This window comes from Mycobacterium sp. UM_Kg1 (genome assembly GCF_000972925.1).
Classification (GTDB): Bacteria; Actinomycetota; Actinomycetes; order Mycobacteriales; family Mycobacteriaceae; genus Mycobacterium; species Mycobacterium hiberniae.
On record NZ_JRMK01000113.1, the window covers coordinates 1 to 13,044 of the forward strand.

The 13,044-nt window shown below is 69.6% G+C and carries 13 protein-coding genes, 1 tRNA gene and 1 pseudogene; 4 read left to right on the forward strand and 11 right to left on the reverse strand.

Annotated features, from left to right (window positions below):
- Window positions 1-757, forward strand: a 757-nt coding sequence (locus LI92_RS16045; protein WP_046320523.1) for an FGGY-family carbohydrate kinase, incomplete at its 5' end; no start/stop codon positions are given.
- Window positions 758-1,489, forward strand: a complete 732-nt coding sequence (locus LI92_RS16050; RefSeq protein WP_082109752.1) for an HNH endonuclease family protein — start codon at window positions 758-760, stop codon at window positions 1,487-1,489.
- Window positions 1,490-1,529: 40 nt separating this feature from the next.
- Here LI92_RS16050 and LI92_RS16055 read toward each other — a convergent pair whose 3' ends face one another.
- Complete coding sequence (locus LI92_RS16055; protein WP_046320524.1) at window positions 1,530-2,360, reverse strand: RDD family protein; 831 nt, start codon at window positions 2,358-2,360, stop codon at window positions 1,530-1,532.
- 59 nt (window positions 2,361-2,419) lie between these two features.
- Here LI92_RS16055 and LI92_RS16060 point away from each other — a divergent pair, with 59 nt between their 5' ends.
- Window positions 2,420-3,412, forward strand: coding sequence for a stage II sporulation protein M (locus LI92_RS16060; RefSeq protein WP_046320525.1), 993 nt, complete (start codon window positions 2,420-2,422; stop codon window positions 3,410-3,412).
- A 7-nt stretch (window positions 3,413-3,419) separates the two neighbouring features.
- On the opposite strand, the gene LI92_RS16065 is transcribed toward LI92_RS16060, so the two are convergent.
- Genes LI92_RS16065 through LI92_RS16085 form a run of 5 tightly spaced genes read right to left on the reverse strand, consistent with a single transcriptional unit; the run spans window position 3,420 to window position 8,766 of the window.
- On the reverse strand, window positions 3,420-4,739 hold the full coding sequence (locus LI92_RS16065) for a DUF58 domain-containing protein (protein WP_046320526.1): 1,320 nt from the start codon (window positions 4,737-4,739) through the stop codon (window positions 3,420-3,422).
- On the reverse strand, window positions 4,736-5,713 hold the full coding sequence (locus tag LI92_RS16070; protein WP_046320527.1) for an AAA family ATPase: 978 nt from the start codon (window positions 5,711-5,713) through the stop codon (window positions 4,736-4,738). Before LI92_RS16070 ends, LI92_RS16065 begins: the two co-directional genes overlap by 4 nt.
- Window positions 5,710-6,810, reverse strand: a complete 1,101-nt coding sequence (locus LI92_RS16075; protein ID WP_046320539.1) for a DUF4350 domain-containing protein — start codon at window positions 6,808-6,810, stop codon at window positions 5,710-5,712. The genes LI92_RS16070 and LI92_RS16075 overlap by 4 nt, the downstream gene beginning before the upstream one ends.
- 5 nt (window positions 6,811-6,815) lie before the next feature.
- Window positions 6,816-7,424 carry a DUF4129 domain-containing protein gene (locus tag LI92_RS16080; protein WP_046320528.1) on the reverse strand — a complete coding sequence of 203 codons (609 nt, stop codon included), beginning with the start codon at window positions 7,422-7,424 and terminating at the stop codon, window positions 6,816-6,818.
- Window positions 7,425-7,434: 10 nt separating this feature from the next.
- On the reverse strand, window positions 7,435-8,766 hold the full coding sequence (locus LI92_RS16085) for a hypothetical protein (RefSeq protein ID WP_286135146.1): 1,332 nt from the start codon (window positions 8,764-8,766) through the stop codon (window positions 7,435-7,437).
- Window positions 8,767-8,791: 25 nt separating this feature from the next.
- On the opposite strand from LI92_RS16085, the gene LI92_RS16090 reads away from it, so the two are divergent.
- Window positions 8,792-9,256, forward strand: coding sequence for a GatB/YqeY domain-containing protein (locus LI92_RS16090; protein ID WP_046320530.1), 465 nt, complete (start codon window positions 8,792-8,794; stop codon window positions 9,254-9,256).
- On the opposite strand, the gene LI92_RS16095 is transcribed toward LI92_RS16090, so the two are convergent.
- The 5 genes and pseudogenes from LI92_RS16095 to ponA2 all read right to left on the reverse strand — a co-directional run.
- Window positions 9,253-9,654, reverse strand: a complete 402-nt coding sequence (locus LI92_RS16095) for a hypothetical protein (RefSeq protein ID WP_082109753.1) — start codon at window positions 9,652-9,654, stop codon at window positions 9,253-9,255. The two genes, LI92_RS16090 and LI92_RS16095, sit on opposite strands and share 4 nt — an antisense overlap.
- A gap of 156 nt (window positions 9,655-9,810) precedes the next feature.
- A tRNA-Pro gene (locus LI92_RS16100) sits at window positions 9,811-9,884 on the reverse strand.
- Window positions 9,885-10,218: 334 nt separating this feature from the next.
- A complete protein-coding gene (gene cds1, locus LI92_RS16105; RefSeq protein ID WP_046320532.1) occupies window positions 10,219-11,331 on the reverse strand; it encodes an L-cysteine desulfhydrase Cds1 in 1,113 nt (370 codons plus the stop codon).
- Window positions 11,328-12,293, reverse strand: coding sequence for a metallophosphoesterase (locus tag LI92_RS16110; protein WP_046320533.1), 966 nt, complete (start codon window positions 12,291-12,293; stop codon window positions 11,328-11,330). The genes cds1 and LI92_RS16110 overlap by 4 nt, the downstream gene beginning before the upstream one ends.
- Window positions 12,294-12,328: 35 nt before the next feature.
- Window positions 12,329-13,044: pseudogene (gene ponA2 / locus LI92_RS16115) on the reverse strand (transglycosylase/D,D-transpeptidase PonA2); the annotation flags it as partial.

The following is a 13,044-nucleotide window of genomic DNA, read 5'->3' on the forward strand; positions in this document are numbered from 1 at the left end:
GGTCGGACAGGTGTGCCTGTCGGCGGGCGAGGCGAAGAACACCTACGGGACCGGAAACTTCCTGCTGCTCAACACCGGTGAGCAGATCGTCCGCTCCGACAATGGCTTGCTGACCACGGTCTGTTACCAGTTCGGCGATGCCAAGCCCGTGTATGCGCTGGAGGGGTCGATCGCTGTCACCGGCTCCGCGGTGCAATGGCTGCGCGACCAGTTGGGCATCATCAGCGGCGCCACGCAGGTCGAGACACTGGCGCGTCAGGTGGCCGACAACGGCGGAATGTACTTCGTGCCGGCGTTCTCCGGGCTGTTCGCGCCGTACTGGCGGTCCGATGCGCGCGGCGCGATCGTCGGGCTGTCCCGATTCAACACCAACGCGCACCTTGCCCGCGCCACGCTGGAGGCCATCTGTTACCAGAGCCGGGACGTAGCTGAGGCGATGGAAGCCGATTCCGGTGTGCACCTTGGCGTTTTGAAGGTCGACGGCGGTATCACCGCCAATGACCTGTGCATGCAGATTCAGGCTGATGTCCTTGGCGTCGACGTGGTCAAGCCGGTGGTGCCCGAAACCACCGCGCTGGGTGCGGCCTATGCCGCCGGACTCGGCGTCGGGTTCTGGAAGGGGCCTGAGGACCTTCGTGCCAATTGGCGCGAAGGCAAGCGCTGGCCGCCGAACTGGTCGGAGGAGCAGCGCGCCGAGGGTTATGCCGGATGGCGAAAAGCTGTGCAGCGCACTCTGGATTGGGTCGAGCTTCCCTGAATGGCTGCACGCAGGCGGTGGGTGCCCGCCGCACTGGTTGCGCTGGTCGTGGTGGTGGCGGTCGGCTGGGCGTGGTACCAGCGCGAGGGGATGGCAGGGGGCCGGCAGCCACCGGGCCCCGGGTCCCCGGGGGTTTCGCCGGCGCCGAGCGTGACTCCCGGTCCGGGCTACGACGACGCTCGTCGGATGCTTCAAACGCTCCCGGTCAAGGCATGGGATCGGCAGCAGGGCTTCAAGCGCTACCGGTTCGGTGAGCGGTGGAGCGACGATGTCGACGTCGAGTTCGGCCACAACGGCTGTAACACCCGCGACGATATCCTGCGCCGCGATCTGGCTCGGATCGAACTGCGGCGGGGCACCTGCCTGGTGCAGAGCGGCATCCTGCATGACCCGTACTCCGGGGAGACCATCGCATTCGTCCGTGGTCCCGAGACATCCCAGGCCGTGCAGGTCGACCATCTGGTGTCGTTGGCCGACGCTTGGTACAAAGGGGCGCGGTCCTGGGACGACCGGCGCCGCCGCGATTTCGCCAACGACCCGCGAAACCTGCTCGCCGTCAGCGCACAGGCGAACTTCGACAAGGCGTTTCGCGACGCGGCCGGCTGGCTGCCGACGAACACCGCGTTCCGATGCGAATTCGTGGCGCGCCAGGTCGCGGTCAAAACGGTTTACCGACTGTGGGTTTCATCCAACGAAAAGGCCGCGATGGAACAGGTCCTGCATCGCTGTTGACCATTGACCGGTCGCACTGACGGATCGCGGCAAATCGCCGTCAGTTCGGGGGGAAGAATCCGCCGACGTTCGGTGGCGGCCAGGGCGCGGGCGGGCCCGGAAAATACGGGCCGGACGGCACGGCCTGCAGCCGCGTCATCTCGCGTCGGTGCCGCTCGGCCAACACCGCGGCCAGCACCAGCTCCGGCGGGGCGTCCGGTGGCGGCGGCGGAGAGATGTGCGCGAGCACCTCCCCGGAGATCCGGTAGGCCATCATCTGCCGGGTGTGCGGGTCCAGTTGTGCCGCGCGACCCAGGAACTGCCTTGCCAGCTCCGCGGATTCGGCACGAAGTCCGGACAACTGCAGGGTCGAGGCCCACCAGGCCAGCCCGGGCGGCATGACCGGCGGCGGCGCCGAAGCCGGAGCGCGTTCGCTGACAACCACCGTACCGGCGAAGATGTCGCCCAGGCGCTTTCCGCGCGGCGACAGCAGGCTGCAGATCACCGCTGGACTGCCGGTGAGGGCCCAGATTTCGATGACCGCAGCCAGCGACCGCACGAGTGCCTGCCGAAAGCGTTCCGGGCTGCCGTCATCGGAAACCACCCGCAGTCCCATCGCCATCTTGCCCAGCGAGCGCCCCCGGGTGACCGTCTCCATCGTGACCGGGTAACCGACCAGGAGCAGGACGGCGAAGATGATCATGATAGCAGTGGTCAGCGCGTCGTCGAACCGGCCAAGGGTGCTGGCCCACAGTACGATCGCGCAGACGTACCCCACCAGGACGACACCGATGTCGATCAGCGCGCTGACCGCGCGTACCGGCAGCTGCGCAATCGCGATGTCGAGGACCACGGCGTCGCCGGTCACCAGCTCAGGGCTGCGATACGACATAGCCCTGACGCTACCCGCGAACCGGTGCCATCGGCGTGCTCGCCGCTAGGCTCGGCGATGTGGATGTCGATGCCTTCGTGCTGACCCATCGACCGACCTGGGAGCGGCTGGAAACGCTGGTCAAGCGTCGGCGGCGGCTCACCGGTGCCGAGGTGGACGAACTGGTCGACCTCTACCAGCGGGTGTCGACCCACCTGTCGGTGGTGCGGGCATCGTCGCCGGATGCGGCGCTCATCGGCCGGCTCTCCAGCCTGGTGGCGCGGTCGCGGGGCGCGGTCACCGGTGCCCACGCCCCCCTGGCTTCGGAATTGGTCCGTTTCGTCACGGTCTCGTTTCCGGTGGTGGCCTACCGGGCGTGGCGATGGTGGCTGGCAACCGCGGTGGCGTTTTTCACGGTCTCGGCGCTCATCGCCTGCTGGGTGGCCGGCAATCCCGATGTCCAGGCGGTGATCGGTACCCCCGCGGAGATCGATCGGTTGGTCAGCCACGATTTCGCCGCCTATTACAGCGATCACCCGGCGGCGTCGTTTGCCCTGCAGGTCTGGGTGAACAACGCCTGGGTGGCTGCACGTGCCATCGCCTTCTCGGTTCTGCTGGGCCTGCCGATCCCGGTGATGTTGTTCGCCAACGCCGCCAACGTCGGGGTTGCTCTCGGGCTGATGTTCCAGGCGGGCCGCGGCGGTTTCATGCTGGGTCTGCTCGCACCGCATGGGCTGTTGGAGCTGACCGCGGTGTTCCTCGCCGGGGCGGTGGGGATGCGCCTGGGATGGACGGTGATCGCCCCGGGTGATCGGCCCCGAGGGCAGGTGCTTGCCGAACAGGGCCGGGCGGTGGTGGCGGTCGCCGCCGGCTTGGTGGTGGTTTTCGCCGTGGCCGGGTTCCTCGAGGCCGTGGTGACCCCGTCGCCCTTGCCGACGTGGATGCGGATCGGCATCGGGGTGCTGGTAGAAGCAGCGTTTTTGGCTTACGTGGTGGTGTTCGGGCACAAGGCGGTGGCCGCCGGAGAGTCGGGCGACATCGCCGACGCGCCCGATATCGTCCCCACCCGCTGAGGTCTGTCTAAAGCCTGCCGGCGGCTTTGAGTGCCAGATAGGCGTCGGCCAGCGCGGGTGCCAGCTCATCGGGCGGGGCATCGATGACGTGCACACCGCCGCGCCGCAACCGCGACGCCACGGAATGGCGGTTGTTGCGGGCGCGTTCGGCGGCGCCCGCGTCGTAGACGGCGGCCGCATCGCCGCGTCCGTGAGCCAACCGTTCCACGCGCGGATCGGCGACCGCGGCAAGGATCACCTGGTGTGCGACCGTCAGTGTCGGCAACACCGGCAGCAGGCCCTCCTCCAGGGCGGAGGCGTTGAGATCGGTCAACAGCACCACCAGGTTCTGGCGACGTGCCCTCCGGGCCAGGGTGGCCACCATCGCTGCGGCGTCGGATTCGACCAATGCCGGCTGCAGCGGCGCCATCGCATCCACCAATTGGGCGAACAACCGGGTCCGGGACGCCCCGAACACCCCGGCCCGCGTCACCTGATCGTGGGCGAGCAGATCGACGTGGTCACCGGCGCGCAACGCCAACGCGGCCAGCAGGAGTGCGGCATCCATCGACCAATCCAGCCGCGGCCAGCCCGCCGGGTCGCGCGCGGTCGGGTCCACTCCGATCCGGCCGGCGGATGTCCGGCCGGTGTCGAGGACGATCACGACGCGGCGGTCCCGCTCGGGTCGCCAGGTGCGCACCACCACATCACGACGCCGGGCGGTGGCGCGCCAGTCGATGGAGCGGACGTCGTCTCCGGCGACGTATTCGCGCAGCGAGTCGAACTCGCTGCCCTGACCGCGCACCAGCGCCGGCAGATTCCCGTCGACCTCCCGCAGCCGGGCCAGCCGGGCCGGCAGATGCCGGCGGGACAGAAACGGCGGGAGCACCCGCACCTGCCCGGGTACGCGCCGGGAACGCTGCCGGCCCGCCAGGCCCAGCGGACCCAGCGATCGCACAGTGACTCGGGCGGCGTGCTGGTCACCGCGGCGGATCGGCCGCAACTCGGTGACCAACTGACACTGCTGACCGGTCGCCAGCGAAAGGGGCTGCGAGCGCGGGGTGGCACAGGCGCTGGGCGGCCACGCATCCCGGATCTGCCCGCGGACCCGGCTGCCGCCGTTGACAATCCACAACGAGGTGGTCATTGTCTGACCGAGCCGGACCGCGCCCTGCATGGACCGCTCGATGCGCAGCGCCGCGGGATCTGTCGTCAACGCGATATCGAGCGCCACGGCCACGGTGAGAACGCTCAGCAGCAGCACGAAAGCCACCGCGGGCCACGGGGCCACCGCAACCGGCACTGCGCCCAGCAGTGCGATCAACGCAGCGCGGCCAGTCAGAATCACCAGCGCGGCACCGGAACCGAGGCCAAGATGGCGTCGAGAACGCCGTCGGCGGTGGCGCCTTCGAGTTCGGCCTCGGGGCGCAGCATCACCCGGTGACGCAGCGTCGAGCGGGCCATCGCCTTGACGTCGTCAGGGGTCACGTAGTTGCGCCCCGACAGCCACGCCCATGATCGCGAGGTGGCCAGCAGCGCGGTCGCACCGCGGGGCGAGACCCCGAGCTGCAGCGCGGGTGAGTGCCGGGTCGCGGTGACCACGTCGACGATGTAGCCCAGCACCTGCTCGGCCACCAGCACCTGGCGCACCGCGGCGCGGCCGGCAGCCAGGTCCTCGGCTCCGGCCACCTGCGTCACGGCGGACAGGTCGTGCGGGTCGAAGCCCTGCGCATGCCGAGACAAGATGTCGATCTCGGTCTCGCGCGCCGGCAGCGGCACCGTCAACTTGAGCAGGAACCGGTCGAGCTGGGCCTCCGGCAGCCGGTAGGTGCCCTCGTACTCGATGGGGTTCGCCGTGGCGGCGACGATAAACGGGTCGGGCAGCGGTTTGGTCGAGCCGTCCACACTGACCTGGCCTTCCTCCATCGCCTCCAGCAGCGCCGCCTGGGTCTTGGGTGGGGTGCGATTGATCTCATCGGCCAGCAGCAGATTGGTGAAGACCGGGCCGGGACGGAACGCGAACTCGGCGGTGTGGGTGTCATAGACCAGCGATCCGGTGATGTCCCCGGGCATCAGGTCCGGAGTGAACTGGACCCGCTTGAAGTCGAGCTGCAACGCTGCGCTCAGGGTGCGGACCAGCAGCGTCTTCGCCACACCGGGCACACCTTCGAGCAGCACATGGCCGCGACACAGCAGGGCGATCACCAGGCCGCTGACCACGGCGTCCTGGCCGACCACCACCTTGGCGACTTCGCTGCGCAACGCCGCCAGCGCTGCACGGGCCGCGGCAGCCGCGGGATTGTCTGCAGGAGTGTGAGTCACGAGTAGGTGACCTGCCTTTCGATGTCATCGAGTGCATTGGCCAGGGCGACGAGGGCGTCGTCGGAGTCCGGGGGAGGGCCGAACAGTAAGTGCCACAACCAGTCCGGATGGGCTCCGGCGCGCGGCGCCACTGCGGCGACCACCGCCGACGGCGCGGGAGACGGCCCCAATCCCAGCAGCGGTGTCAGCCGGCGCAGGGTCGCGGCGCGCAGGGCGGCGGCGGCTCGGTCGCGAGCCCGGTGCGCGCGGTAGAGCCGGCCAAGGCCCTCGACGGTCTCGGATGCGCGCACCACGACGGGCAGCCGTTCGGCGACCAGCGGACCGAGGCGACGGCCCTTCCACAGCGCGGCCAGTGCCAGGGCGACGCAAAGCTGCCACACCAGCCATCGGACGTTCGACGGGATCAGATCGGCGAGTTCGGTCTGGCCCGAACGGGCTCCCTGAACATGCTGGGGCGTAAACCAAACCAGGCGGTCGGCGGTGCCGGCCAGATTCATCGCCAGCGCCGCGTTGCCCTCCCGGGCCAGGTCGGCATTTGTCATGAAGGACTCGCTGCCGACCACGGTGATGGTCCGCTCTCCCTGGCGGTAGCGCACCAGCGCCCCGTCGTAACAGCTGTCCGCCGGCTGACCCGGGAGGGCGATGTAGGTCTGGGTGGTCCGCAGGTCGACCGGCCCCGCCCGTTGGGCCTCACGCAGGCCGCAATCCGGCTGGTGGGTGAACGCCCGAGCGGGACCCGACCGAATACCGGGCGCCAGGATGCGGCGGGCCGGGGCGTCCGGTGCCATCAGCAGCAGGTCGCCCGGCAGCCTGGCCAACCGGTTCAGCAGCTCGTCATCGGCGATGCGCGGAGTCCGGGCCACCAGCACCAGCCCGTGGGGACGGGCCTGGCGGGCGACGTCATCGACACTGCCGGCGGTTATCACCTCGACGCCGCGGTGACGCAGCAGGGCGACCAGCGCGTGCGCGCCGTCCGGGCCGGTGGCGTTCGGATCCATCCGGCCGCCGGGCCGCTGCGCGGTCAGGTAGGCGCCCATCGCCGCGACCACGACGATCACCGTCAGGGCCAGGGCCGCCCACATCCACGTTCGCCGCATGGTCCTCACCCGTACTGCCGGACCCGGGTCATGGCCTGCAGCCGATCGTCGAGGTCCGCCACGATCCGATACCCCTGTGCGGTGGCGGGCAGTTCGCCGTAGCTGACATCGTTGAACGTCTCGGCGGCCCGCATCAGTTCACCGGCCAGGCCGGGTAGCGCCGCGCCGGCGTCGCGGGCCAGTTCGGTAGCGGTCCGGCCGGGGGCAGGGCGAATGAGCCCGGCCTCTTCGAGTTGGCGGGCCACCGCTCGCAGTCGGTGCCGGATCGCCGCGCCCCAGTCACCGGCGGTGGCATGCAGTTGTGCGGTGGCGCGGTGTTCGGCTGCGCTGTGTTGCGTCGGGCCGTACAGCGCGGCGTCGCGGTGGCCGTCGCGCAGCATCCGCCGACTGACGTGGATGGCAGCGGCCACGGCCGCCGCGAGGAGTATCAGCAACAGGCTGATGGTGAACCAGCCGCCGGGCAGTTCCGCTCCTTTGGCCGCCAGGTGCCGGAGCAGAGTCTCGATGAAGTCAAGGAGCTGATCTTTGGGTGACGGCCGTGGGTACATCGGTTTTGCCAGTTCACGTTCGGCCGCTTCGCGGGCGGTCTCGCGGTCGACGTCGACGATGGGCACCCGGGGTTCCTCAGCCAGGCGGCCGGGTCAGCCACAGGTTGTCGGTCCATCCACCGACGTACCCGCTGGCTACGCCGGTTCGCAGCACCAAGTCGAACGCCTCGCCCCGGATACGGCGATCGGCGTACAGCAGGACCGAGACGCCGGCGGTGAACGGCAGCACGATGATCTGACCGATCGTCGCGCCGATCCGGGTGAACAGGCTCAACTGCGTACCGCCGGCCAGGGCGTCCGCGCCGTCGCTGGCCACCATGCCGACGATGTTGAACGGAAACCCGACCGCGCTGCTGACCAGGGCGGTAATCAGGGCGGTGAGCGCCAGGATGCCCAGCACCCGCCAGAAGCTGTTGCGCGCCAAGTAGAACGAGCGCCGCATCGCCTCGAATATCGGCTGCCGCTCCAGCACGATCACGGTCGGGGCGAAGACCAGCACCACGTAGCCGTAGACGAGTGCCGCGATCAAAGCGAGCCCCATGGGCAGGCCGATCAGCACTGCGGCGCCGGTCCCGCCCACGCCGCCGGCAAACGCGATGGTCACCGCGACAAAGCCGCACAGCAGCACCATGGCCAAACCGACAAGGGCGGTCAAGCCGATCAGCGGACCGAAACGGCTTCGCACGGTGTCCCAGGCTTCGGTAATGGTGGTGGGCGAGCCGAACACCGCGCGCCCGACCACGACCGTCAACATTCCGGTCAGCACGATGGTGCCCAGCGCGGTCACGAGGCCGGCGCCGGCGTAACCGGTCAGCCATGCCAGCACATCACCGCCGGAGAATTCCGCAGACGATCGACCCGAACTCGAGGCGCCGATCGACGTCAGCAGGCCGTACATGGCGATCCCGCTGATGATCTGGGTGGCCACCACAACGACGGTGGTGAGACCGAGCACGGTCTTGGGATTGGCCCGAATGTAGCCGACGGCGCCGTTGTAGATGTCGGTCAGGCTCAGCGGGCGCAGGGGAATGATGCCCGGTTTGAGTTCGGGCTGCGGGTATCCCGGGTTGGGCCCGTAGCACATGGGCGAGGGGCCGTAGCCCGGCGGCGGGGGACCATAACCGGGTGGGGGGCCCGGCGGCGGCCCCCAGCCCGGAGGTGGACCGGGTGGGGGACCGTAGCCCGGCGGCGGGCCGGGTGGGGGACCGTAGCCCGGCGGCGGGCCGGGTGGGGGACCGTAGCCCGGCGGCGGGCCGGGTGGCGGACCATAGCCCGGCGGCACCGGCGGGGGACCATAACCGGTAGGCGTGGCGTAGCCCGGAAGCGGGGGGCCATATCCGGGCGGCGGGCCGTAGCCGGGAGGCGGAAAGCCAGGCTCGGGATAGCCGGGCGGCGGCGTATTCACCATGTGGCTGAGCGTAGCGTTATACGGCATGGCGGAACTCAAATCCCAGTTGCGGGCGGATCTGACGACGGCGATGAAGTCGCAGGACAAGCTGCGCACGGCGACCCTGCGGATGCTGCTGTCGGCGATCCAGGCCGAAGAGGTGTCCGGCAAGCAGGCCCGGGAACTTACCGACGCAGAGGTTTTGAAGGTACTGGCCCGCGAAGCCCGCAAGCGTGCGGAGTCCGCAGCGATCTACACCCAGAACGGCCGGGGCGAACTGGCCGCCCAGGAACACGCCGAAGCCCGGATCATCGACGAGTACCTGCCTGCGCCGCTCACCGACGCCGAACTGGCCGACGTCGTCGACACCGCCCTGGCGCAGGTGGCCGAGGAGATCGGGGAGCGGCCGCACGCCAAGCACATGGGCCAGGTGATGAAGGCCGCCACGGCGATCGCCGCGGGCAAGGCCGACGGTTCTCGGCTCTCGGCCGCGGTCCGGGAACGGCTCTAGGAACCGGTCTTCGGCAACTGCCGGCTCGCCAGAGCATCGATGAACGCATCGGGATCGGTGACGCTGACATAGAGGCGGCGAACCGGCCTGTTGAAGATGCCGGCTGTGGGCGCCCTCGTCGGCTTGACCGCGTGACCCAACAGGATCTCGACCACCCCGTCACGCGAACCGTTGACCAGCCAGCCGTTACACGCCTGATGGACGCCCCAGCCCCACATGCGTTCCGGCGCCGGACGGGCGGAATCGATGTTGCTCAGCGCGATATCGATCGCGAAGGCCCAGCCGCTGCGGACCTGCAGGAACCCGTCGGCCACCCGGATGCTCGCCCGGCGAGGCCCCAGGCCGAGCACGGTCGCCAGCGGGCGATACCACCGGTCGTAGCGCATCGCGAAGTCCACGATCGACATTGTCTACGGCCGATACGGCTGGTGGACCGCTTTGGCGAATCGGCGAGTCAAGGCCCGCGTCGACAGCTAGTGCGGAGCAACTGCGAACCACAACGGAAAAGGCCCCGACCGGATTGACCGGTCAGAGCCCTCTACCTACAACCTGAGTCGGGGTGGCGGGATTCGAACCCACGACCTCTTCGTCCCGAACGAAGCACGCTACCAAGCTGCGCCACACCCCGTGTGAAGCCACGACAGCGTATCGCACTGGCCCGCTGCTCACCCAAACGCCTGGTGAGAGCCACGACCGGGCGCGGTTGCACCGCGTTCGCCCGATACCGCGCGACCCGCCTCGGGCGAGGTCTGGGTCACCGACGCCCACAGCGCCATGAAACGCCCCACAATCCGGCGTGGGGGGCTGAAAACACGGGCCGACCTAGGCCAGACTGACTACCAGGTTTAGTGCAAAGGGAGTCAAACCATGACGCTGTTAGGCGGAGCGGTGTACGCCGGATTCTTCGCTCTGGCCGCGCTGTGGCTCGCGGCCACCAACCCCGACGCCGCCGAGCAGCGGGTTCAGGCGAAGGTGAACCGGCAGGATCGCTCGAACTCGGCCAGCACCGCCGCGGGGCCGGTCGGATCCACCCCCTGCTGCGCCAGCCAGTCGTCGTCGTAATAGGTCTCGGCGTAGCGATCACCGCTGTCGGCCAGCACCGTGACCACCGATCCGCTCCGGCCGGTGGCAACCATCTCGGCCAGCAGCGCGAACGCCCCCCAGACATTGGTCCCGGTCGAAGGGCCCACCCGGCGACCCAAGACGGCGCTGACGTGCCGCGCGGTGGCCACCGAGGCGGCGTCGGGCACCTGGATCATCCGATCCACGACCTCGGGCAGAAACGACGGTTCCACCCGCGGCCGGCCGATGCCCTCGATGCGCGACGACCCCTCGACCACCAGGTCGTATCGGCATTGCGTGTAGGCGGGGTAGAAGGCCGAATTCTCCGGGTCCACAACACACAGCCGGGTCGGGTGGCGCCGGTAGCGGAGGTAGCGGCCGATCGTCGCACTCGTTCCGCCGGTTCCGGCACCGACCACGATCCACTCCGGGACGGGGTGGGTTTCGTCGCGCATCTGGTCGAATATCGACTCGGCGATGTTGTTGTTGCCGCGCCAGTCGGTGGCGCGCTCGGCGTTGGTGAACTGATCCAGGTAGTGACCACCGGTGTCGGCGGCGATGCGCGCCGCTTCGGCGTACACATCGGCCGAATGCGCCACGAAATGACAGCGGCCGCCCTGCGCCTCGATCAGGGCCACCTTCGACGCGCTGGTGGCGGCCGGCATCACCGCGACGAACGGCAGGCCCAGCAGGGCCGCGAAATAGGCCTCGGACACCGCTGTGGAGCCCGACGACGCCTCGACCACCGTGGTGCCCTCTACAATCCAGCCGTTGCACAGCCCGTAGAGGAACAGCGAGCGGGCCAGCCGGTGTTTGAGGCTGCCGGTGATGTGGGTGGACTCGTCTTTGAGGTAGAGCGCCACCTGGGGACCCGAGCCGTCGTCCGCCCGTGCCGGCAGCGGGTAACGCAGCAGGTGCGTGTCGGCGCTGCGCCGTGCGTCGGCCTCGATCAGGCGGATCGCATTCTCGGCCCAGCGGCGGGGGTGCTGGTGGTCGGCAAGCCGTTCGGTCAACGCGCCGAGATGGAAGGCTGGGTCGAACCGCGGCTGAGCCGGGAGTCGTCACCGCCGGTCGGTGCAGCCACGAGGGTCAACAGGCTGGCCTCGGGGCGGCAGGCGAACCGCACCGGCGCGAACGGCGAGGTGCCGATCCCCGCCGAGACGTGCAGCCGCATCTGGGCGCCCCATTGCGACGGGCCCTTGACCCGTGAGCGGTCCAGCCCGCAGTTGGTCACCAGGGCGCCGTAGAACGGCACGCACAGCTGACCGCCGTGGGTGTGGCCGGCCATCACCAGTTGATAGCCGTCGGCGGCGAAGCGGTCGAGCACGCGTGGCTCCGGCGAATGGGTGAGACCGAGTCGCAGGTCGGCGGTCAGGTCGGCCGGCCCGGCGATGGTGTCGTAGCGGTCCCGGTCGATGTGCGGGTCGTCAACGCCAGCCGCCGCGATGCGATGCCCGGCCACGTCGAACTCGCGGCGGTTGTGGGTCAGGTCCAGCCAGCCGCGCTCGGTGAACGCCGCTCGTAGGTCCTGCCAGGGCAGCGGGACGCCGTGGATCCGATGCGTCGGCTTGGTCAGGTACTTCGCCGGATTCTTCAGCCGTGGCCCGAAGTAGTCGTTGCTGCCGAACACGAACACGCCCGGCACCGACAGCAGATCCCCCAGGGCCTGCACCACCGCCGGCACCGCCTTGGGGTGCGCCAGGTTGTCGCCGGTGTTGACCACCAGGTCGGGTTCCAGGCGCACCAGTTCGCGCAGCCAGGCCTGCTTGCGGCGCTGGCCGGGACGCATGTGGATGTCGCTGATGTGCAGCACCCGCAGCGGAGACGATCCGGGGGCCAGCACCGGCATCGTCGCCTCGCGCACCACGAACGCGTTGCGCTCGATGACCGCGCCGTAGCCGATGGCCAGTGCCGCCGGCCCCAACGCCGCCGAGGCGGCGAGAACGGACCGGGTCAGGGCGGGTGAGGGGACCATGGGTTCAGACTACTGCCCGGACTTCGGTACCGCGGCTACGGCGGCGGCGGCGGCGCCGGGGGAGGCAGCAGCGGAATGGTGATCGGCGGCAGCCCCGGAATCTCCACGACCGTCGAACCCACCGGCGGCGGCATGCCCTCCGGCGGCGGCGGTGGTGGTGGCGGGATACCGTTGCTGACCTCGATGGTCACGATCGACCCGGGAATGGTCTGCCCGCTGGGCGATGTTCCCACCACCGCGCCCGACCGGGCGCTGCTGTTGACCCAGTTCGGCTGGTCGGCGACCTGGAAGCCGGAGTCCTTGATGCGCTGGCGCGCGGCGTCGACCTCCAGGCCGACCACGCTGGGCACCCGGGAGTTGGGGCCGCCGTCCACGTAGCGCGGATCGGTCGGCGGCATGATGACGTCGCCGAAGTCCGTTGCGATCGGTTTCATCGCCGCGAACCAGGTCCGGGCCGGCTCGTTACCGCCGAAGAGGTCGCCGTCCCCGCAGTGCCGCAGCGGGAACGAGCACAGGTCGGACGGCGAACTGGAGTCGTCGAAGACGTAGTTGGCGGCCGCGTAGCGGTTGGTGAAGCCCAGAAAACCCGACGAGCGGTGCGCCTCGGTGGTGCCCGTCTTGCCTGCCATGGGCAGATCCCAGCCGACCGAGCCGGCCGCCGGCGCCGCGGTGCCGCCGCCCTGGATGTCCTTGCTCAACGCGTTGGCCAGGGTGTTCGCCAGTCCTTCGGGCACCTGTCTCTTATACACAT

What these genes read in the sequence shown, in the direction of transcription:
- LI92_RS16075 (WP_046320539.1), bottom strand. Translation starts at nt 6,810, where the DNA reads ATGCGGCGAACGTGGATGTGGGCGGCCCTGGCCCTGACGGTGATCGTC.
- LI92_RS16090 (WP_046320530.1), top strand. Translation starts at nt 8,792, where the DNA reads ATGGCGGAACTCAAATCCCAGTTGCGGGCGGATCTGACGACGGCGATG.
- LI92_RS16085 (WP_286135146.1), bottom strand. Translation starts at nt 8,766, where the DNA reads ATGGTGAATACGCCGCCGCCCGGCTATCCCGAGCCTGGCTTTCCGCCT.
- LI92_RS16110 (WP_046320533.1), bottom strand. Translation starts at nt 12,293, where the DNA reads ATGGTCCCCTCACCCGCCCTGACCCGGTCCGTTCTCGCCGCCTCGGCG.
- LI92_RS16050 (WP_082109752.1), top strand. Translation starts at nt 758, where the DNA reads ATGGCTGCACGCAGGCGGTGGGTGCCCGCCGCACTGGTTGCGCTGGTC.
- LI92_RS16055 (WP_046320524.1), bottom strand. Translation starts at nt 2,360, where the DNA reads ATGTCGTATCGCAGCCCTGAGCTGGTGACCGGCGACGCCGTGGTCCTC.